Below are 21,293 nucleotides of genomic sequence, written 5' to 3'. Positions count from 1 at the left end.
ACGTGGACCCGACCGAGGCGCACCCGGACCACCGGACGGGCGTGCTCCCGGTCCGCCCGGTCGTCCTCCCGCGCCCGCTCGACGTCGAGGTGCCGCGGCCGAGGCTGGTTCGGAGCCTCGCGGGTCGGTGGGACCGGCCGGTGACGGTCGTCGTGGCCGGGCCGGGGTTCGGGAAGACGACGGCGTTGGCGCAGGCGGTCCGGGCGAACCTGCTGGAGCCCCGCGGGGTCGACGTGTGGGTCGACTGCGCCGCGGCGCACGAGGATCCCGTGCTGCTGGCCAGGACCCTGCTCGCCGCCCTGTCCACCGAGGACCGCGTTCGGGCGGCGCCGGGGGCGCGGGACGTGGTCGGCGCACTGGTCCGGCTCGCCCCGGTCGACGTGTGCCTGGTGCTCGACGACGTGCACGAGATCCCGGCCGGGTCACCGGGGGCGCGCCTGCTCGGCGCCGTGGTCAGGGCGCTGCCCGCGACCGCGCACCTGGTGCTGTCCGGACTGGACCTGCCCGACCTCCCACTGGCCCGCCGGGAGGCGGCGGGCGAGGTGGTCCGGATCGGCGCCGACGACCTGCTGTTCACCGACGTCGAGGTCGGCGTGCTCGGGCGCAGGCTCGGCCGCGAACCGGCGCGGGCCGGTGCGGTCACGGGCTGGCCCGCGCTCGTGCGGCTGGCGTTCGCGGTCGGCCCGGCGGCGTCGTGGCGGTACGCCCGCGAGGAGGTGCTGGAGGTGCTGCCCGCCGGGCAGCGCACGGCACTGGCCGCCCTGTCCGCGCTCGGCTGCGCGGACGCCGCCGAGGTCGCCGCGGTGGCGGGCCTGCCGGTGGACCTGGCCGGGCTGGCCCGGCGCGTCCCGCTCGTCACGGCGCTCGACGACGGCAGGTACCGCGTCCACGACCTGTGGACCGAGGCGCTGACCGGCACCGCGGCCAGGACGCCGCACCTGCACCGCCGGGCCGCGGCGGTGCTGGCGGACCGCGGTGACCTGGCCCGCGCGGGCGCGGTGGCGTGCCGGGCCCAGGACTGGTCGCTGCTCGCCGAGCTGGCCGTGGAGCTGGTGAACACGACGCTGTCCGCGCTGCCCCGCGCGCTCGCCGAGCGCTGGCTGGCCGCCGTCCCGCCCGCGCTGGTGTCCGACCCCGCGTTCCTGCTGCTGCGCGCCGCCGCCGCGCACGCCACCGACTTCGCCGACCCCGGCATCGACGCCGTGCTGGACCTGGCCTGGCACGGCCTGACCGACCGGGACACCATCGCGGCGGTCGTCCTGGGCCAGGCCGTGATCACCGCGCACTCGCGGGCGGACGTCGGCCGGCTGGCCGAGCTGGCCCGTCGGGCGGACGACCTGCCCGGCGCGCCGACGGCACTGGTCCGGCTGCTGCGGCACAGCCTGGCCGCGACGCTCGCCGAAGTGGGTGGCGACCCGGAGGCCGCGCTGGCCGAGATCGTCCAGGCCCCGGTGCGGGAGGTGCCGTCGGCCGTGGCGCTGGCGACGGCGCGGTTCCACCACCACTGCCTCGACATGTGCGGGTTCGGCCGGGAGGCCGCCGAGCTGGCCGACCGGGTCGGGGCCGACTCCGACGACGAGCTGGTCCGGCTCGCCGCCCCGCTGGCGCGCTGGTTCGACGGCGACCCGTCCGGGCTGGCCCTGCTGCGCGGCGCGGCGCCTCGGACCGCCGGGACGGCGCGCGACGCGTTCGTCACGGCCGCGTTCCTGGCGGTGGTCGCCTGCTGCTGCGGGGACGCGCGGCGGCCGTGCGGGGACCAGGACGACCACGACAACCCCAGGGACGCCGCCCTCGCCTGCGCGGCGCGCGCGGCGGTCGCCGTCGCGGACGGCGACGAGTCCACCGCGGCCAAGGCCTACGCCCGGCACCTCGACCGGTGGCCGGTCGGGGACCGGTTCAACGAACGGCACCTGCGCCGGTTCCTGTCCCTGGGCCACGTCCTGGACGACCGGCTGCGGGCGTGCTGGGACGAGGCCGAGCTGGGGCCGTCGCACCGCAAGGCCAGGGACGCCGCCCGCGCCCTGCTGCGGGCGCGCGCGGACGACCTGGCCCCGGCCGCGCGGCTGCCACCGGAGCACGCGCTGTGCTTCCTGCCGCTGCCGTGGTCGGTCGAGCTGGCCGCCCGGCTCACCGCCGCGCACGACCACGCCGGTCCCCGATTGGGCCGGTGGCTGGCGGACGCCGTCGGGCCCGCCGCGCACCGGGAGTTCCGCACCGCCTGCCGCTCCACCGACAGCGCGCTCGCCACCGGCGCGGTCCGGCTGCTCGCCCTCCTGCCCACGCCACCCGAGCACCGGACCGGGGTCGACGTCGTGGGCGCGCTGCGGGTGAGGGTGGACGGCGTCGTGGTCGACGCGCCCCAACTGCGCCGGGTGCGGGTGCGGCAGCTGCTGAGCGCGCTGGTCCTGCACCCCGTGCTGACCCGCGAACGGGCGATGGACCTGCTCTGGCCGGAGCTCGCCCCGGCGGCCGCCGCCCGGAACCTGCGGGTCACCCTCACCCACCTCCGCCACCTGCTCGAACCCGGCCGCTCCGGCGGGGAGGCGAACTTCCACCTGCGCGCCGACGGCGACGCGCTCCGGCTCGTGGGGTCCGACCGGCTCTCGGTCGACCTGTGGACGTTCGACCTGCTCGACGCCCAGGCCGCCCGCGCCCGCGCCGATGGGGACCTCGACCGGGCGCGGGATCTGCTGGCGGCGGCGGTGGCGCTGTGGCGCGGCGACCCGCTACCCGACCTGCGGCCCCTACCCGACCCGGACGTGGCCATCGAGGTCGACCGGATCCGCGCGCGGCACGTGCGCCACCTGCTCGACCTCGGCGAACTCCGGCTCGTGGCGGGTGACGCGGGAGAGGCCGGCCGGTTGGCGGCGCGCGCCTTGGCGGTGGAGCCCTACGACGCCCGCGGCCACCGCTTGGCGCTCGCCGCGGCGCTCAAGGGACGTGACCCGGTGAGGCTCGCGGCGGTCCGCGACCACGTCGTGGCCGCGTTCCGGCAGCTCGGTGTGCGTCCTGATCCGGCGACCGGTCTGCTGCTCCGACAAGCGTTGTCGCCGCGTCGGTGACATCGCGGTGCTCAAGGGGTGTCTCGGCACCCGCCCAGATCCGGCGACCGGTCTGCTGCTCCGACAGGCGTCGTCCCCGCGCCGGTGACACCTCGGCGCGGGGACGGCTGCCAGAGGGCTCAGGGGCAGCTGATCCTGATCTCCGTCGTGGGGCAGGCGTCGAACCCCGGCCCGCCGTTGCCGCGGTCGCCCTCCACGTGCGGGCCGCCCGTGAGGACGTCCAGACCGTCGCCGCCGGCCATGTCGTCGTCACCGCCCTGGCCGAAGACGTGGTCGTCGCCGTCGCCGCCGCCGAGGCGGTCGTCGCCGTCCAGCCCGCAGATCACGTCGTCGCCGGCGAGGCCCCGGATGTCGTCCTCGCCCGGAGTCCCGACGATCACGTCGTCCGCGGGGACACCGCCGGGGTCGCCGAAGGTGACCATGCCGGGCGCGGCCACGACGATGGTCGCGGGCAGGCCCGCGCAGGTGGGTACCGCGGCCGGGTCGGCGGCGCCGGTCGCCACCGACCCGCCGAGGCTGAGCAGGATCGTGCCGGCGAGCACCGCCGACCGAGTGGTCAATCGCATGAGGACTCCTCCACCGATGTGCGGCGCCCCCTTGGCTGCCGCGGCACCAGCGTCCGCACCGCGCGTTAACCAGGTGCTAGCCCGGCCGCCAGCCGCGCTTGGGCTGCCTCCCCTTCGGCTGCACGGGAGCGGTCCGGGGATCGAGGTGCGGGATCGGCAGCACCACGGGGGTGCCGGGCTCGACGGTGAAGTCCGTGCCGTGGTGCGCCGCGCGCAGGGCGGCGCCGGAGATGACCCGGTAGGTCGCCTGGTCCGGCTCGACCACGACGGACAGCCTGGTGCCGCGGAAGCACATCCGGAACGCGTACCGCCGCAGCGCCGGGGGAGTCCTCGGGGCGAACGACAGCGCGCCGCGGTGGTCGCGCATCCCGCCCAGCCCGGCCACGATCGCCGTCCACGACCCGGCGAGCGAGGCGATGTGCAGGCCGTTGCGCACGTTGTCGTGCAGGTCGTGCAGGTCGGTGAACGCGGCCTCGGCCAGGTAGTCGTAGGCCAGGTCGAGGTGCCCCACCTCGGCGGCCAGCACCGCCTGCGTCCCCGCCGACAACGACGAGTCGCGGACGGTCCGCTCCTCGTAGTAGGCGAAGTTGCGCACCTTCTCCTCGGCGGTGAACGCGTCCCCGCGCAGGTGCATCGCCAGCACCAGGTCCGCCTGCTTCACGACCTGCTTGCGGTACAGGTCGAAGTACGGGTAGTGCAGCAGCAGCGGGTAGTTCTCCTCCGGCGTCGCGTCGAAGTCCCACTCCGCGTGCCGGGTGAAGTTCTCCGACTGCTGGTGCACGCCCAGGTCGGCGTCGAACGGGATCACCATCCGCTCGGCCGCGGCCCGCCACCCCGAGGCCTCCTCCTCGGTGACCCCGAGAGCCCGCGCCACGTCGGCGTGCCGGTCGGCCGCGTCCGCGGCGTCGCGCAGGTTCTGCTGCGCGATCAGGTTGGTGTAGACGTTGTTGTCCACCACCGCGGTGTACTCGTCCGGCCCGGTCACCCCGTCGACGCGGAACCCGCCGTCGCGGTCGTGGTGGCCCAGCGACGCCCACAGCCGCGCCGTCTCCACCAGCAGCTCGGTCCCGCACTCCCGCTCGAACTCGGTGTCGCCGGTCGCCGCGACGTACTGCGACGTCGCGTGCGCCACGTCGCCGGAGACGTGGAACGCCGCCGTGCCCGCGGGCCAGTACGCCGAGCACTCCGCGCCGTTGATCGACCGCCACGGGAACGCCGCGCCGCGCTGGCCGAGCACCTCGGCCCGGTCGCGGGCCTTGTCCAAAGTGGAGTGCCGCCACCGCAGGGCGTCGCGGGTCGCGTCCGGCACGGTGTAGGTCAGCACCGGCAGCACGAACGTCTCGGTGTCCCAGAACGCGTGCCCGTCGTAACCGGGCCCGGTCAGCCCCTTGCTCGGGATCGCGCGGGTCTCGCCGCGCGCCCCGGCCTGCAGGACGTGGAACAGCGCGAACCGGATCGCCTGCTGGAGCTCGTCGTCGCCCTCGACGTCGACATCCGCGACCTCCCAGAAGTCGTCGAGGAACCGGCGCTGCTCGGCCAGGAGCCCGTCCCACCCGGTCTGCCGCGCACCGGTCAGCGCCGCCTCGACCTGGGCGCGCAGCGCGGGCACCGAGCGCTGCGCCGACCACCCGTACCCGAGGTACTTGGTCAGCCGCAGCCGCCCGCCCTTCGGGACGTCGACCGCGGCGGTGAAGCGGGCGAGGTCGGCCTCGGCGCGGATGCTCGTCCGGTGGCCGTCGGAGACCTCCAGGTCGTGGTCCATCGCCGCCGCCATCCGCAGCCCCGAGCGACGGGTGTGGTGCGCCAGCACGGCGCGGGTGCCCTCGGCGGTGGCGAAGTCGCCGACCAGCGGTGACGACAGGGCCGCGGCCACCCGCGGGTCGTCGGAGCGCTGGTCGATCGGCTCGTTGGCCAGCAGGTCGGACTGCACGACCAGCTGGAGGCCGTCGTCGGGCTCGACCTCGTAGCGGATCGCGGCCACCGAGCGCCGGGTGAACGACACCAGCCGCTCGGTGCTCACCACCACCCGCCTGCCGGTCGGCGACTCCCAGCGGGTCCGCCTGCGCAGCGTGCCGGTCCGGAAGTCCAGCACCCGGTGGTGCTCCAGCGCCCGCCCGTAGCGCATGTCCAGCGGCTCGTCCTCGACCAGCAGCCGGATCACCTTGCCGTCGGTGACGTTCACGACGGTCTGGCCCGCCTCGGGGTAGCCGTAACCGGCTTCCCCGTAGGGCAGCTGGTGCTCCTCGTAGAACCCGTTGAGGTAGGTGCCCGGCAGCCCGCGCGGCTCGCCCTCCTCCAGGGTGCCGCGCATCCCGATGTGGCCGTTGGACAGCGCGAACGTGGACTCGGTGCGGACCAGCTCCGCCACGTCCAGGCCCTGCCAGGCCAGCTGCCACGGGTGGATCTCGTAGGTCACGGCTTCGGCTCCAGCAGCTCGGCGAGGTCGGCGACGACGACGTCGGCACCGTGGTCGTGCAGCGCGGCCGCCTGACCGGTCCGGTCGACGCCGACCACGTGGCCGAACCCGCCCGCGCGGCCGGCCTCGACACCGGACAGGGCGTCCTCGAACACGGCGGCCTGTGCGGGCTCGACGCCGAGCCCTCGGGCACCGGCCAGGAACGCGTCGGGGGCGGGCTTGCCGCGCAGCCCGTCTCGTTCGATCACCACGCCGTCGACCCGCACCCGGACGAACCGGCTCAGGTCCGCCGCGGCGAGCACGCGCTCGCCGTTGGCCGAGGACGTGACGACCCCGATGGCCAGCCCGGCCCGTTCCGCGGCCTCCAGGTAGCGCAGGGAACCGGGGTACGGGGTCACGCCCTGCTCGGTGATGATCTTCTCCAGCAGGTCGTTCTTGCGGGTCGCCACCGCCGTGGGGGAGTCGCCGTCCGACCCGTCCTCCGGGAGCGAGATGCCCCTGGAGTCGAGGAACCCGCGCACCCCGTCGACCCGGAGCCTGCCGTCGACGTACCGGAGGTAGTCGTCCTCGGTGAACGGCCGGAAGTCCGCGCCGTCACGGGCCCTCAGGAACTCGTCGAACGTCGCCTTCCAGGCCTTGCGGTGCAGTTCGGCGGTGTTGGTGAGCACGCCGTCCAGGTCGAACAGGCACGCCGTGATCCCGACCGGCAGTCCTACCGTCTCGCGCATTCACCCCATCATGCCCGGAGCGGACCCCGACCGCGGCTCGGGGAGATCACCGCCACGCCCTACCCCGCGACCCGGCGGATGGTCGCGATCGGGCCGATGCCGTCGATGGTGCTGACCTTCACCGGTTCCCCGGCGGTCGAGGCCTGCACGGCCATCGTGCCGTCGATCGCCATCGCGACGTGGCTCACGGTGTCGTAGTAGAGCACCAGGTCGCCCGCCCGGACCTGGCCGCGCGGGACCGGTGTGCCGACCAGCGCCTGCGCGTAGGTGGTGCGCGGGATGGACACCCCGGCGTCGGCGAACGCGGTCATCACCAGCCCGGAGCAGTCGTAGGAGTCCGGGCCGACCGCGCCCCACACGTACGGCTTGCCGACCTGGGCCAGCGCGAACCGGACGGCGTCGCCCGCCGCGCCCTCGACGAGCGGGACGTCCACGGCGGGGCCGGTGCCCGCCAGCGCCGCCCGGTCGGCGGTGGCCAACCGGTCCAGGGCGCCGCGCACGTCGTCGATCTCCCGGTCCAGGTCCGCCTTGCGCCGCTGCGCGAGGTCCGCGGCCGCCACCGCGTCGTCGGTCAGCCGTCGCGCGGTGTCGCGGTCCTCGTCGGCCTTGGCGCTGCTCGCCTCCGCGCTGGTCCTGGCGTCCACGGCCACCTGCCGCGCCGCCAGCGCGTCGTCGGCGGCCGTGCCCGCGGCGGCCACGAGCCCGCCCTGCCGCTCGGCGTAGAAGTCCATGATCATGGCGGCGTCGAGGAACTCCTCGGGGGAGTCGGCGCTGAAGATCGCGGCGAGCCCGTTGAGCCGCAGGCCCTTGAACGAGATCTCGACGATGTGGTCGACCTCGTCGCTCAGCCCGTCCGCGGTGGCGCGCGCCCGGTCGGCGGCCGAGCTCGCGAGGATCTCCGCGGCCAGCGCGTCGTCGGCGAGCCGCCGGGACCGCCCGGCCGCGGTGGTCGCCTCGTCGAGGACCGCCCGCTTGTCGACGAGGTCCTGCGCGGTGGTCAGGACGTCCTCGTTGGTCCGCGCGCTCTCCCGGCTCAGCTCCTGGTACCTGGCGCTCTCGGCGGACTGGCCGGCAGGCGGTTCGGGCTCCGCGGGCGCCGTGGGCGCGGCGGTGAGCAGGGCGACCGCGAGCGCGACGGCGATCAGCTCCACAACGGACTCGGAAATGGCATCGGCCTGCTCCTGGAAGGGGTTGTCGGAGCCCCGACGCTATTCCCGCCGCGGCCGTCGCCCCCGGTTGTCCGGATACCTTGCGGATTACTTGAGGTTCCGCGTACCTCACCCAGAGGTGTGAGCGGGAGCGTCACTCCCATGAGGACCCCGCCGGACTCCGGGATCGCCGTCGGCGCCACACCTTCGGTGGCGCGGCAGGGGAGGACGCGGACAATGGCGCCGGTGAGCGTGCCCGCGAAAGTCCTGGTGGTCGAGGACAACCCGGACGTCAGCCAGCTGATCGGGATGGCGCTCTCGGCGGCCCGGCTGGACGTGCGCTCGGTGGACGACGGCGACCGCGCGCTGGCCGCCGCGCTCGACTGGGCGCCCGACGTCGTGCTGCTCGACCTCGGCATCCCCGGACCCGACGGGATCGAGGTCTGCCGTCGGCTGCGCCGGTTCTCCAACGCCTACGTGCTGATCCTCACCGCCCGCGCCGAGGAGGTCGACAAGCTGATCGGGCTCTCGGTCGGGGCCGACGACTACCTCACCAAGCCGTTCTCGCCGCGCGAGCTGCTGGCCCGCGTGCAGGCGATGCTGCGCAGGCCGCGGGAGCTGGCGGCCCCGCCGCCGTCCGCCGCCGGGGCGCTGGAGATCGACCGGGAGGCGCGCGAGGTGCGGGTGGCGGGCGAGCCGGTGCCTCTGACGAAGATCGAGTTCGACCTGCTGGCCGCGCTGACCGAGAACGCGCGCCAGGTGCACACGCGGGACCAGCTGCGGGAACGGGTGTGGGGCGGTTCGTGGCTGGCCGACGACCACGCCGTGGACGTGCACATGTCCAACCTGCGGCGCAAGCTCGGCGCGACGGGCGAGGACGGCCTGATCACCACCGTGCGCGGCGTCGGCTACCGGTTCGTGCGGAGGGACGGGTCGTGAGGGTGCTCGTGGTTGACGACGAACCGGACACCCGCGAGGTGCTGGCGCTGAGCCTGGTCGTGTACCGCGGCTGGGACGCGCCGACCGCCGCCACGGGCGGGCTCGCGCTGGAGGTGTGCCGGTCGGGCGGGGTGGACGCGGTGCTGCTCGACGTGCACATGCCGGTCATGGACGGGCCCGCCGTGCTGGCCGCGCTGCGGGCCGACCCCCGCACCGCGCACCTGCCGGTCGTGTTCGTCACGGCGGTGGTCGACCCGGTGCTCACCGCGCGGCTGCGCGCGCTCGGGGCCGCCGCCGTGCTGGCCAAGCCGTTCGACCCGCTGCGCATCGGCGACCAGGTCGCCGCCGTGCTCGGCTGGGCGCCGCTACCACCAGGCGAGGTCGACGTCCGGCCCGGCCGCGGGCAGCGCGACCTCGAAGGCGCTGCCACCGCCGTCGGCGGGGCGGGCGCCGATGCGGCCGCCGTGCGCCTCGACGATCCCGCGGGCGATCGCGAGGCCGAGGCCCGCGCCGCCCGACCGCCGCTGACCGGGCACGTCGAACTGCACGAAGGGCTCGAAGATCTCGTCCAGCTGCCCCTGCGGGACACCGGGGCCGTCGTCGCGGACCTCGATCCGCGCCCATGACCCGACCACCCCGCAGGTCACCACCACCCGTCCGGCGGGCGGGGACACGCGCACGGCGTTGACCAGCAGGTTGGTCACCACCTGGACCAGCCGGTCGGCGTCGCCGCGCACCTCGGCGGGGTCGTCGCAGACCGCCGCCACGGCGACCCCGGCCCGTTCGGCCACGTCCCGCACGGCGTCCACGGCCTGCCGCACGACCTCGGGCAGCGCGATCGCGCCCAACCGCAGGTGCAGCTGCCCCCGGTGGGCCTGGTGCAGGTCCAGGACGTCCTGGGACAGCCGGACCAGCCGGTCGGTGTTGCGCGCCGCGATGCCCACCAGCCTGCCGACCTGCGGCGGCAGCTCGCCGAACCGGCCGGACGCGATCAGCTCCAGCGATCCGTGGATGGACGTCAGCGGCGTCCGCAGCTCGTGGCTGACCACCGACACGAAGTCGCGCCGGGCCCGTTCGGTCTCCCGCTCCCACTCGGTCGACCGCACGGCCGCGCACTCCAGCTCGACCCACGCGGCGAGCTCGCCCAGCTCCTCGCGCTGCCGCCCGGTCAGCCTGCGCGGCACCCGGTCCAGCACGCAGAGCGTGCCGACGACGTGCCCCGACGGCGCCGTGACCGGAGTACCCGCGTAGAAGCGCAGGCGCGGGCCGCCGACCACCGCCGGGTTGTCCGCGAACCGCGGGTCGACCGAGGCGTCCGGGACCTCCAGGAACCTGCCGGAGTCGACCACGCACGCGCAGAACGACAGGTCGCGCGGGGTCTCGCGGAGCGCGGTCCCGGCTTTGGACTTGGTCCACTGCCGGTCGGCGTCGACCAGCGACACCAGCGCGATCGGCACGTCGAACAGGTCCCTGGCGAGACGGGTGATCCGGTCGAAGCGGTCCTCCGGCGGCGTGTCGAGCAGGCGCAGCGCGTGCAGCGCCGCCACGCGTGCGGCCTCGTGCTCCTCCGACGACATCGCCCGCCCTTCATCGAGGTAGGTGTACCCGTGGTATCGAGCCGGTCGCGCGTTCATTACATTTTCTTCTTCCGTCGTCCACGGACGGGTGAGAAAAACTCGATCGTTCGGCCACCATCGGATCTCGGGACTGTTGGTGCAGGTAGTCGTCGTGGCTGGCATTCGGGTGGCCCTGATGTTCCTGAGGGTGAATGACGAGTTCTGGCGTGAACGGCGAATTCCGTCAAACATCGCGGTGCCTCAATTCTTCGTCAACGTTTCCCCTTTTTTGGTTCTCGATCCGCCGATTCCCGGCCGACGGGTGCGCGCCCCGACTCGTGCCGTGCCTCAATCAGGTACCGGGTATTCCTCCACGGAAGGCGTTGTCATGGACCGCGATCCTGTTCGACCCCCGAGCGGCACACCGCTCCGACGTGCGCGCTGGGGTGCGGCCGGAGGGCTGGTCACGGCGGCGGCGACGCTGTTCGCCGTCGGCCTGCTGGTGACGCCGTCCGCCTACGCCGCCACGAGCCCGGTCGGGCTGGGCACCGTCGCGAGCTACTCGGTGCTCGGCGGCCAGACGGTCACCAACACCGGGCCGAGCACCTTGCAGGGTGACCTGGGCGTCAGCCCCGGCACCGCGATCACCGGGTTCCCACCCGGCACCTCGGCCGGTGCGACGCACGCGGGCGACGCGCAGGCCGCGCAGGCCCAGTCCGACCTGGTGGTCGCCTACGACGACGCCGCCGGACGCGCGCCGACCGCGAGCATCTCCGGTGACCTGGTCGGGCAGACGCTCCCCGACGGCGTCTACAAGTCCACCGGCCCGATCGGGCTGAGCGGCACGCTGACGCTGGACGGCCAGGGCGACCCGAGCTCGGTGTTCATCTTCCAGATCGCCTCCACCCTGATCACCGCGTCGGCCAGCGCCGTCGTGCTGGTCAACGGGGCGCAGGCGTGCAACGTGTACTGGCAGGTCGGCAGCTCCGCGACGCTGGGCACCACGTCCACGTTCGTCGGCACGATCCTCGCCCTGACGTCCATCTCGGTCACCACCGGGACCGTGGTCGAGGGTCGCGCGCTGGCCCGCAACGGCCAGGTCTCCTTGGACGACAACGTCTTCACGACACCGGGCTGCGACACCACCCCGACCACCACGACCACGACGGACGTGACGACGACCGACGACACGACCACCACCACGGAACCGACCACCACGACCGACGACACGACGACGACCACCGACGGGACCACGACGACCACGGACGAGACCACCACGACGACGGACGAGACCACCACGACCACCGGCTCCAGCACCACCACCACGGACGAGACCACGACCACGACGCAGCCGACGACCACCGACGAGACCACGACCACCACAACACCGACGACGACCACCGAGCAGTCGCCGACGACCACGACGGACGAGACCACCACGACCACCGAATCCAGCACGACGACCACCGGGGCGGGCACCACCACGACCGCGCCGAGCACCACGACGAGCCGGACGAAGCCGTCGAGGACGATCCCGGAGGAGTCGACCACCTGGTCGACCACCGACACGACGACCGACGACACGACGACCACCACCGACACCGCGATCGGCTGGTACCCGCAGGACACCACCGGCGCGGGTGAGTACTGGACCGGCGGTCCCGGACCGGACGACACCTACCACACCGCGGACACGTCCGGGCTGGCGAGCACCGGGGTGAGCGGCTGGTTGCCCGCCGTGGCAGGCGTCGGCGGGCTGCTGTTCCTCACCGGTGCACTGCTGCTGGTCGTCGGCCGGGTGCGCTCACGCCGGTCGTGACCACGTCAGGGGTGGCCGACCAGCTCGACCAGGTGCCCGGAGATGGACGCGGGGTCGTTGGTCGAGAGGTTCGTCAGCACCGTGACGGACAGGTCGTCGGACGGCCGGATGGTGTTCTCGCAGCGGTAGCCCGTGACGAGACCGCCGTGGGCGTAGGTCAGGTCGGCGCCACCGCCGTGCACCTCGATGCCGTAGCCGTAGTGGACCTGGGTGCCGGGGATGTCGGCGTGCGGGCTCATCATGGCGGCCAGCGAGGTCGAGCTGATCACGCCCGGCTTGTCGGCGAGCAGGAACGCGTTCCAGCGGGCCAGGTCGCCGGTGGTGGACAGCACACCACCGGCGGCGAAGTACAGCGAGACGTCGTCCTCGCCGGGGGTGGTCCAGTCCGTGTAGCCGTTGGCGCGCGGGGACCGGACGGTGTCGTAGCCGGTGTCGCGCATGCCCAGCGGGTCGAACAGCTGCTGCCGCAGGAACGTCGCGTAGTCCACTCCGGACAGCCGCTCGACGAGCACGCCCAGCACGACGTACCCGGAGTTGCTGTACTTCCACCGGGTGCCGGGGGTGAAGTCCAGCGGCTTGCCCTTCACGTAGTCGACCAGCTCCTGGGGCACCACGTGCCGGTTCAGGAACGGCTTGGCCTCGTCCTCGCCCGCCTCGGTGTAGTTGTAGAGCCCCGAGGTGTGGGTGAGCAGCTGGTCCACGGTGATCGGCGCCCACTCCGGCGGGCAGTCCGCGAGGTGGGCGCAGACCGGGTCGGTGACCCTCAGCTTGCCCTGTTCCTGCAGCCGCAGGACGGCCGCGGCGGTGAACTGCTTGGTGAGCGACCCGATCTGGAACCGGGTGTCGGGCGTGACGGGGGTGGCCGTGCCGACGTCGGCGTTGCCGTAACCCTTGCGCAGCAGCACGTCCGCGCCTCGGCGCACCTCCACCGCGCCGCGGAACTGCTGCTCGGCGGCCATCCCGCCCAGGTACTCGTCGAGCGCCCGGCCCGCCGGGTCCACGGTCACCGGCGCGGCGGCCGGGGGAGTCGTGGACGGCGGGACCACGACCGAGGCCGACGTCGGGGGTGACGGCGTCGGTGACGACGAGGCCGACGACGGCGCGGGCGCGCTCTCCGGCGTCGAGGAGCACGCGGCCCCCGTCAACGCCACCGACAGCACCACACCGACCAGCACACCCCGGACCACGGTCACCCCTCTCGCGGAGATGACCTTATGTCACGCTCCGCACATCACGCCCTGCGGAACACCAGCAGGGCGATGTCGTCGCGCTTGCCGCCGCCGAACCGCTCCAGCAGGCCGTCGGCCAACCCGTCCAGGTCGCCGCCGTGCGACACGGCCGTGCGCAGGGACTCCATGCCCTCGTCCAGGTCGCTGTCGGACCGCTCCACGAGCCCGTCGGTGGTCAGCACGACCAGGGTGCCGTCGGGCAGCGGGAAGGACGTGGCGGGCGGGTGGGGGAGGTCGATGCCCAGCAGCGGACCGCCGACGTCGAGGAACCGAGCCCCGTCCCCGTCGACCACCAGCGGGTGGACGTGGCCCGCGTTGGCCACCTCCATCGTGCCCGCCTCGAGGTCCACGAGGACCAGGCACATCGTCGTCAGGCCGCCGCGCGGGTGGTAGCGCACGAGCATCCGGTCGAGCTTGGTCAGGATCGTCGCCGGGTTGTCGGTCTCGATCGCGTACGCCCGCAGCGCGTGGCGCACCTCGCCCATGACGGTGGCGGCCTCGATCGAGTGGCCGCACACGTCGCCGATGGCGACCAGCAGCCGCCCGTCGAGGTCGATGACCTCGTAGAAGTCGCCGCCGATCTCGGCGTTGGCCGACGCCGGGACGTAGCGGGCGACCATCGGCAGGCCCGGCAGCACCGGCAGGGCGCTGGGCAGCAGGCTGCGCTGGAGCGTCAACGCGAGCAGGTGCTCCTCGGTCAGCGCGCGCAGACCGTCGGCGGCGACCGCCGTGGCCTGGCCCAGCTGCACGAGCAGGTTGCGCTCCTCGGGCGTCTGCGCGGCGGACGCCTCGACCGCGACGCACACCGGCGGCCTGCCGAGCTTGCTGCGCGCGACCACCACCGCCGCACGCGTGCCGGGGTCCCAGGGCGGACTGTCCACGAAGGACACCTCGACGCCCTCGCCGTCGCCGAGCACCGCGGCGACCACCCCGGTGATCAGCGGGACCTCCTCGGTCCGCAGGTCCACCTCACCCGCGTCACCGGTGGTGCCCACCCGGACGTCGGAGTCGGTGACCAGCATCGCGACCGCGGCGGTGTCGAGCACGTCGGCCGCCCCGGCCGCGGCGGCGGCGACCAGCGCGTCGAACCCGTCGGCCGAGTTGATCGACAGCGTGGCCCTGGTCAGCCTGGTGAGGCGGTCGGCGAGCTGCTCGGCCAGCATCCGGGCCCGGTAGTAGCGCAGCGCGGCCTCGACCGTCGCCAGCAGCTCGCCGGGGTCGACGGGCTCGGTCAGGTAGGCGTCCGCGCCGCGGGTCAGCCCGACGGTCTTGTCCTCGGGCTCGACGTAGGTGGCGGACACGTGGATCACCGGCAGCGCGGCGGTGGCGGGGTCGGCCTTGATGATCTCGCAGACCTCGAACCCGCTCATGTCCGGCAGGTGCACGTCCAGCATGACCAGGTCGAACTCGTTCTCGCCGAGGGCGGTGAGCGCGGCGCGACCGGTGATGGCCTCGTCCACCACGTGACCGCTGCGGCGCAGCCAGCTGGCCGTGATGTACCGGCTCGCGTCGAGGTCGTCGACGACCAGGATCCTGGCCGGACCGGACCGCGAACCCCATCGGCGCCGGGGGTTGCGAGGGCTCATGACGCCGTCCTCCGTACCGCCACGTGGGCCTCCCTGATCGCCTGCCGCACCGTCCCGGCGGAGATCAGCGATCTCGTCAGCAGGGCGGCGCCCAAAGTGGACGCCGCCAGTTCCATACCCCCGATGTCACCGCCGCACACCAGGACGACGGGCACCCTCACCAGGTTGGGGTCCTGGCGCAGCACGGTCAGCACCTCGACCCCGCTCATCAGGGGCGTGTCGGCGTCGAGGAAGATCAGGTCCGGCCGGGTCCCGGTGGCCGCGCTGAGCGCCGACCGGCCGTCCTTGGCCTCCACGACGTCGTCGGCGAGCGTGTCGACCTCCGCCCGCAGCCTGCCGCGCGACTCGTCGGCGCCGTCGACCAGCAGGGCGATCCCGACGGAGGTGAGCGGGATGTCCTCGACCGTCCCGAGCGGCAGGTCCAGCACGACCTCGGTGCCCTCGCCCGGTGTGCTGCTCAGGCTCAGGTCGCCGCCGAGGATCGTGGCGAGCGTGCGGGCGTAGGACAGCCCCAGCCCGGTCCCGGCCGCCCCGGTCTGCAGGCGGTTGGGCACCTGGTGGAACTCCTCGAACACCCGGTCGTGCTGGTCGGCCGGGATGCCGATCCCGGTGTCGGCGACGACGAACCGCAGCCGGTCGCCCTCCTCGCGCACCGACAGCCGCACCTCGCCCGCCTCGGTGAACTTCAGGCCGTTGGACAGCAGGTTGCGCAGGATCCGCACCAGCATCGTCGGGTCGGTCACGAGAGCGGGCATCACCGGCAGGTCCTCGACGACCAGCTCGACCGCGTCGGTGCGGATCATGGGCCGCAGCGCGCCGCGCAGCTGGACGAACATGTAGTTGAGGTCCACCGGCGCGGGCCGGGGCCGCAGGCTGCCCGACTCGGCCTTCGCCGTGTCCAGCAGCTCGTTGACGAGCGCGAGCAGCGTCGTGCCCGAGTCGTTGATCAGGTCGACCTGCCTGCGCTGCTCGTCGGTCAGCGGGTCGGCGCCGGGCACGGCGAGCAGGCGGGTCAGGCCGACCACCGAGTTGACCGGCGTGCGCAGCTCGTGGCTGATGTTGGACCAGAACCGGGTCCTCGCCTCACCGGCCTCGCGCAGCTGGGTCGTCTTCACGTCCAGCTCGGCGTAGAGGGCGACGACACCGGTGTTGGTCTGCTCCAGCTCGTCGGACAGCTCCTTGTACAGCGCCAGGACGCCGCGGTTGGTCTCCTCGAGCTCCTCGTTGGCCCGCTCCAGCTCCCGGCGCTTCTGCTCCAGGTCCTCCAGCGTCTCCAGCAGCTCCTGGTTCTGCGCGCGCAGCTCGTCGAGCGCGTTGCCCTCGCCCGCGGCCCCCAGCTCGCGGCGGACCCCGTCGATCCCGGTCGCAGACGGGGCCAGGACGCCCGCGGGGAAGTTGCGCAGCAGCGCGACGGTGCCGGTGTGCTCGTGCTGCTCGAACCGCACGTCGTGCAGCAGCATCCGCGCGGTGTTCCAGCCGGGACCGGTCGTGGTCACCACGCCCGCCCAGCCCAGGTCGACCACGAGGGCGGGGGCGGGCTCGGTCAGCAGGGTGAACACGGCCGTGGTGACGACCGACTGCCGGACCAGCTCGCGCCCCACGTCGCTGAGCGCCGTGGCGACCCGGATCTGGTCCTGCCCGTCCAGCCCGACCGCGGCGGCCACCTGCCTGCCCTTGCCGCGGAGCTGGAACACGTCCGACTCGTCGCGGATGGTCATCCGCGTCAGGTCGGTGCGCGCTGCGTCGAGGGCCATGGTCAGCGAGTCTTCCCCACCAGGACGCAGGCGTCGTCCTTGCGCACCCCCGCGTCGCGCAGCAGGGCGCCCGCGATCACCAGCGGCGCCGCGGTCATGAGGTCGTCGTCCTGCTCCACGGTCCACCGCTCGGTGAGGCCGTCGGAGTGCATGACGACCGCGGCGCCCTCGGGCAGCGGGTAGTCGAACGCGCGGATCGTGCGCGCCTGGTACCCGGCCACACCGGGGACCGAGATCATGCCCTTCTTCTGGCCGTCGGCCAGCACGGCGCCCCCGATGTTGCCCAGTCCCGCGTACCGCACGGTCCGGCCGACCAGGTCGAGGTCGGCGACCGCGACCGCGCCGCCGCGGGTGCCGCGCAGCTCCCGGTGGATCCTCGCGACGAGGTCCTCCGGCGCGGTCGGCCCCAGCTCGCAGAACAGCCGGACGGCCGCCTGGGACGCGGTGGCGGCCAGCGGGCCGTGCCCGGAGCCGTCGCACATCATCATGACCATCCGGCCGGGGCTCCGGCGCACCGCGTAGGCGTCGCCGCAGACTTCCTCTCCGCCGATCGCGCGGGTGATCCCGGCGGCGACGTCCTCGGGGATCTCCGGCAGGTCGCCCCGGCGCGGGTGGAACCGCGCGGACAGCGCGGTGCCGCGACCGGGCCGCGAGGTGATCGCGTACCGGTCGGCCAGCCTGGCCACCGCCCCGAGCCCGACCCCGAGCGTGCCCGTGGTGGACTGCCCGTCCTGGAACGCCAGCCCCACGTCGGCGATGCCCGGACCGCTGTCCACGGCGAGCACCTCGACGGCGGCCTGGGTCGTGCCGCGCACCGACCGCACCAGCACCACGCCCTCGCGCGCGTGCTTGTGCAGGTTCGTGGCGATCTCGGTCACCGCGATGCCGACCTCGGCGATCCGCGTCGCCGGGAACGCCAACCGCTCGGCCAGCGTCGTCGCGACCCGCCGGACCCGACCGACCTCGGCGGGCTCCTCCACGCGGACCCACTCGACGTCCTCGGCCAGCGGCAGGCACGTCGCCTCGTTCAGCGCTTCCACTTGACCACCGTCACCGTGGTGCCCCGGCCGACCTCGGTGTCGAGGTCGAACTCGTCGACGAGCCGGCGCGCGCCGGACAGCCCGAGCCCCATGCCCTTGCCGCTGCTCCAGCCGTCGGCCAGCGCGAGCGTCAGGTCCGGGATGCCGGGCCCCTCGTCCTGGAACGACGCCCGGATGCCCTCGCGCCCGTTGTCGGTGACGACCTCGATGCGCGCCGAGCCCCCGCCACCGTAGACGAGCGTGTTGCGGGCCAGCTCGCTGGTCGCGGTGACCAGCTTGGTCTGGTCCACCAGCGACAGGCGCACCTGCTGGGCGTACCCGCGCACGGCTTGGCGCACCCGGACCACGTCCTCGTCCGAGACGATGGGCAGCTCTTCGGGCCCGGAGGCCGTCACGACCACTCCAGTCCGGTCGGGTCGCCCGCGGGGATCCGCCCGCTCTCCTGGCCGAGGACCCGCAGGATCCGCATGCCGCGCTCCAGGTCCAGCGCGGTGCGCACCCCGCCGAGGGTGAGCCCCAGCTCGACCAGCGTGATCGCCACGGCGGGGCGCATGCCGACGACCACGGTGTCGGCGTCGAACAGCCGCGAGATCGAGGCGATCGTGGCGAACATCCGGCCGATGAACGAGTCGACGATCTCCACCGCCGAGATGTCGATCACGACGCCGTGGGCGCCCGTGGCGCTGATCCGCTCGGCCAGGTCCTCCTGGAGCGCGAGCACGCTCTGGTCGTGGAGGTCGATCTGGATCGAGACGAGCAGCACACCACCGATCTTGAGGATCGGTACGCGTTCCATCAGCGCTTCACCCCGTCGCCGCGGCGCACCACGTCCACGCCTTCCCGGCGCAGCGCGTGCCGCAGCGCGTCGGCGAGCGTCGCCTTGGTGGCGATGTCGCCGAACTCGATGCCCAGCGCCACGATCGTCTGGGCGATCTGCGGGCGGATGCCCGAGATGGTGCACTCGGCACCCATCAGCCGGGCGGCCACGACGGTCTTGAGCAGGTGCTGCGCGACCTGGGTGTCGACCGCGAGCACCCCCGTGATGTCGATGATCGCGTGCTCGGAGCCGGTCTCGACCAGCGCCTCCAGCAGCTTCTCCATCACGACCTGCGTGCGCGCCGAGTCCAGCGTGCCGACCAGCGGCACCGCGAGCACGCCCTCCCAGAGCTTGACCACCGGCGTGGTCAGCTCCAGCAGCTGCTCGGACTGCTCCTTGATGATGCTCTCGCGGGCGCGCGAGTAGGACTCGAAGGTCCACAGGCCCAGCGCGTCCAGCAGCGAGGAGAAGCCCAGGACCTGGCGGAACAGGTCCTGGTCGTTCTGCTCGTCGACCAGCTGGAACACCGGCTCCTTCAACGCGAACACGCTCGACGCCGTCTCCGCCGGGCTGAAGTTCTGCCGCGCGCGGGTGCGCGACAGCTCCTCCAGCAGCGACCGGATCTCGGCGTAGCCGTTCCCGGACAGGTCCCGACCGTCACCGGACGCGACCGGGAGCACGGCCGTGAACAGCTCGCGGAAGTCCCGTTCGAGCTCGGCGCTGGTGGACCGCCCGCGCGTCGAGGCCGCGGCTGACTCGACCCACCTGCCGATCAGCACATCCGCGTTCTCCCGCAACAGCTCGGTCAAGCGGTGGACGTGCCCTGCTTCGCCAGCCACACAAGCCTCCTAGTAACCCTGCTTTGGGGCAGACACTAATGCCGTGCCCGGCTCGGGGTTCATGCGCCGACCGCATGGGCGCGTCCGTGCCTCGTGCGGGCGCACGAACGTGATCGCCGGTCTACGCGCAGTGACGTGCGGAGGAGGGTGCTCGCGACCGCCCGATCAGCCCAGCGGGCTCCCGTGGGTGATCGACCTGTGGGTGAAGGTCGGCCGGGTGCCGGGGCTCATCCAGTGCGCGGTCAGCTCGCTTGACGGGAAGAACTGGAGGAACCGCGAGTCGGCCTGGGACCGGTCCACGACGCACTTCTCCAGCACCAGCGAGTTGTACTGGTCGGCGGTGGTCTCCAGGGTGTTGGCGTTGAGCACGACCTCCTGCTGCCACTCGCGCGTCCACCGGCGCACGCCGGGCAGCCTGCTGTGCTCGGGCGTGAGGCATTCGGCGGCGATGGCGTTCTCGCTGCTGGCCCAGATCCCGGTGCTGGTGTTGAGCATCAGCGTCTGGTTGCCGAAAACGTGGCCGGGCGTGGGCACCACGGCCACGCCGGGGCCGAGCAGCACGCCGCCGTCGACGGCCAGGATCGCCTCGGGGCGCAGGTCCTTGAAGTGCCCCGCCTGGTACCAGGGGCGCTGCAACGGGTGCAGCTGCTGCATGGCCGCGACCTCGTCGCGCTGGACGACCAGCCGCGCGTTGGGGAAGAACGGCTCCACCCGGCGGCCCAGGTCGGCCTGCTCGGTGGTGGTGCCGACCCAGCGCCGCAGGTCCTGCGTGTGCAGGTGGTCGAACAGCAGGTAGTCGACCTCCTCCGGGCGGATGCCCAGCCGGGCCAGGTGCTCGCCGACCGACGGGTTCTCCTTCACCATCAGCTTCTCGAGCGCGTCCGGCGTCTTCTTCGCCAGCGCCTCGAAGTACGGCGTGTACCGGCCCATCTCGACGTCGCTGGGCTCGAACAGCAGCGTCCGCTTCCGGCCGTCGCTCTCGGTCCACCGGATCACCAGCATCCGGTTGGTGATCGTCAGGAACGGCGCGGGGGACAGCGCGGCCCGGAACAGCCCGAACCGCGTCGGGTACGGCAGCGTGACCAGGTCGTGCGTGGAGACGCTGTCCGGCGTGCCGCTGGAGGAGAACTCGCGGCGGAAGTCGTCGGCCCTGGTCCTGATCCACTCCAGCTTCGCGCCGGGACCACCGGTCACGGCGGACAGGTCGGCGAACGTGGTCAGCGGGATCCCGAACCCGCCCGCGTCGGCCGCGTCGGGAAGTCCGGGGAGTGCGCGGTCGGTCACTTGAGCTCCTTGCGGGCGCCGAGGAGTGCCTTGATCACGAGCAGCCAGTTCTTGGGCTTCTTGAAGTCCAGGCCGCCGATGAGCTGCTTGAGCATCGTCAGGACGTCGAAGTAGATGCGCTCGCAGACCAGCACGTCGTCCTCGAAGATGAAGTAGGCGGTCATCCGCACCTTGAACCTGCTGCCGGTCGCGGGCACCGAGCCGAACGGCCCGAGGTGCGTGCCCAGCAGGTAGAACTCGCAGATCACGGCGTCGTCGCTGTGCCGGAGCTGGATCATCTCGTGGTGCTGGTCGGGGAAGGCCGTGCGGGTGTCGGCGTAGTACCCGCGCACCGCCGCGTTGCCGTCGTGCACGACCCCGGTGGCGATCACCTCGTAGCGCGGGTGCGGGAACGTCGACAGCACGTCGTCCCACTGCTGCGCGACCTCGTCGCGGAAGTGGTCCAGCACGATCTTCTCCCGCGTCGCGCGGAGCGTATCGGTGAGCATCGTCTTGCGCTTCTCCCTGTGA

The 21,293-nt window shown here is 73.4% G+C and carries 17 protein-coding genes and 1 pseudogene; 4 read left to right on the top strand and 14 right to left on the bottom strand.

The window, feature by feature from the left end; all coding sequences use genetic code 11:
• Positions 1-2 precede the first annotated feature (2 nt).
• Positions 3-3,062: an AfsR/SARP family transcriptional regulator gene (locus tag CLV43_RS09535; RefSeq protein WP_106186668.1), complete on the top strand. Its 3,060-nt coding sequence runs from the start codon at positions 3-5 to the stop codon at positions 3,060-3,062.
• A gap of 119 nt (positions 3,063-3,181) precedes the next feature.
• On the opposite strand, the gene CLV43_RS09530 is transcribed toward CLV43_RS09535, so the two are convergent.
• The 4 genes from CLV43_RS09530 to CLV43_RS09515 form a co-directional block, all read right to left on the bottom strand.
• A complete protein-coding gene (locus tag CLV43_RS09530; protein ID WP_146174709.1) occupies positions 3,182-3,628 on the bottom strand; it encodes a hypothetical protein in 447 nt (148 codons plus the stop codon).
• A 76-nt stretch (positions 3,629-3,704) separates the two neighbouring features.
• Entirely contained in the window at positions 3,705-6,044 is a 2,340-nt protein-coding gene (locus CLV43_RS09525) for a glycoside hydrolase family 65 protein (RefSeq protein ID WP_106186666.1), read from the bottom strand.
• A complete protein-coding gene (locus tag CLV43_RS09520; protein WP_106186665.1) occupies positions 6,041-6,772 on the bottom strand; it encodes an HAD family hydrolase in 732 nt (243 codons plus the stop codon). The genes CLV43_RS09525 and CLV43_RS09520 overlap by 4 nt, the downstream gene beginning before the upstream one ends.
• Before the next feature lie 59 nt (positions 6,773-6,831).
• Positions 6,832-7,923, bottom strand: coding sequence for a C40 family peptidase (locus CLV43_RS09515; protein WP_106186664.1), 1,092 nt, complete (start codon positions 7,921-7,923; stop codon positions 6,832-6,834).
• Between the two features lie 159 nt (positions 7,924-8,082).
• Here CLV43_RS09515 and CLV43_RS09510 point away from each other — a divergent pair, with 159 nt between their 5' ends.
• Complete coding sequence (locus tag CLV43_RS09510; protein ID WP_245886233.1) at positions 8,083-8,859, top strand: response regulator transcription factor; 777 nt, start codon at positions 8,083-8,085, stop codon at positions 8,857-8,859.
• Positions 8,856-9,179 (top strand): annotated as a pseudogene (locus CLV43_RS49195) (response regulator); the annotation flags it as partial. The gene CLV43_RS09510 and the pseudogene CLV43_RS49195, both read left to right, overlap by 4 nt.
• 45 nt (positions 9,180-9,224) lie before the next feature.
• Here the strand turns inward: CLV43_RS49195 and CLV43_RS09500 are convergent.
• Complete coding sequence (locus CLV43_RS09500) at positions 9,225-10,493, bottom strand: GAF domain-containing sensor histidine kinase (protein WP_245886232.1); 1,269 nt, start codon at positions 10,491-10,493, stop codon at positions 9,225-9,227.
• Between the two features lie 310 nt (positions 10,494-10,803).
• Between CLV43_RS09500 and CLV43_RS09495 the strand changes: the two genes are divergently transcribed.
• The gene (locus CLV43_RS09495) at positions 10,804-12,234 is read left to right on the top strand and encodes an ice-binding family protein (protein WP_106186662.1); all 1,431 of its coding nucleotides are present in this window, start codon (positions 10,804-10,806) and stop codon (positions 12,232-12,234) included.
• 5 nt (positions 12,235-12,239) lie between these two features.
• On the opposite strand, the gene CLV43_RS09490 is transcribed toward CLV43_RS09495, so the two are convergent.
• From CLV43_RS09490 to CLV43_RS09450, 9 genes are all read right to left on the bottom strand, one after another.
• The gene (locus tag CLV43_RS09490) at positions 12,240-13,421 is read right to left on the bottom strand and encodes a serine hydrolase domain-containing protein (RefSeq protein ID WP_146174708.1); all 1,182 of its coding nucleotides are present in this window, start codon (positions 13,419-13,421) and stop codon (positions 12,240-12,242) included.
• A gap of 44 nt (positions 13,422-13,465) precedes the next feature.
• A complete protein-coding gene (locus CLV43_RS09485; protein ID WP_106186660.1) occupies positions 13,466-15,049 on the bottom strand; it encodes a fused response regulator/phosphatase in 1,584 nt (527 codons plus the stop codon).
• Positions 15,046-16,803, bottom strand: coding sequence for an ATP-binding response regulator (locus CLV43_RS09480; protein WP_106186659.1), 1,758 nt, complete (start codon positions 16,801-16,803; stop codon positions 15,046-15,048). The genes CLV43_RS09485 and CLV43_RS09480 overlap by 4 nt, the downstream gene beginning before the upstream one ends.
• A gap of 2 nt (positions 16,804-16,805) precedes the next feature.
• Entirely contained in the window at positions 16,806-17,843 is a 1,038-nt protein-coding gene (locus CLV43_RS09475; RefSeq protein WP_106186658.1) for an ATP-binding SpoIIE family protein phosphatase, read from the bottom strand.
• On the bottom strand, positions 17,831-18,238 hold the full coding sequence (locus CLV43_RS09470; RefSeq protein WP_106186855.1) for an anti-sigma regulatory factor: 408 nt from the start codon (positions 18,236-18,238) through the stop codon (positions 17,831-17,833). The genes CLV43_RS09475 and CLV43_RS09470 overlap by 13 nt, the downstream gene beginning before the upstream one ends.
• Positions 18,235-18,639 carry an STAS domain-containing protein gene (locus CLV43_RS09465; RefSeq protein ID WP_211304289.1) on the bottom strand — a complete coding sequence of 135 codons (405 nt, stop codon included), beginning with the start codon at positions 18,637-18,639 and terminating at the stop codon, positions 18,235-18,237. Before CLV43_RS09465 ends, CLV43_RS09470 begins: the two co-directional genes overlap by 4 nt.
• Complete coding sequence (locus CLV43_RS09460; protein ID WP_106186657.1) at positions 18,639-19,499, bottom strand: STAS domain-containing protein; 861 nt, start codon at positions 19,497-19,499, stop codon at positions 18,639-18,641. The genes CLV43_RS09465 and CLV43_RS09460 overlap by 1 nt, the downstream gene beginning before the upstream one ends.
• Before the next feature lie 165 nt (positions 19,500-19,664).
• Positions 19,665-20,783 carry an MBL fold metallo-hydrolase gene (locus tag CLV43_RS09455; protein WP_211304288.1) on the bottom strand — a complete coding sequence of 373 codons (1,119 nt, stop codon included), beginning with the start codon at positions 20,781-20,783 and terminating at the stop codon, positions 19,665-19,667.
• Positions 20,780-21,271, bottom strand: a complete 492-nt coding sequence (locus CLV43_RS09450; protein WP_106186656.1) for an ester cyclase — start codon at positions 21,269-21,271, stop codon at positions 20,780-20,782. Before CLV43_RS09450 ends, CLV43_RS09455 begins: the two co-directional genes overlap by 4 nt.
• Positions 21,272-21,293: the final 22 nt, after the last annotated feature.

Origin of the sequence: Umezawaea tangerina (assembly GCF_003002815.1) — a bacterium.
GTDB classification, from domain to species: domain Bacteria; phylum Actinomycetota; class Actinomycetes; order Mycobacteriales; family Pseudonocardiaceae; genus Umezawaea; species Umezawaea tangerina.
Note: the sequence above shows the minus strand (reverse complement) of the source record. Positions and strands in the feature narration are given on the sequence as shown.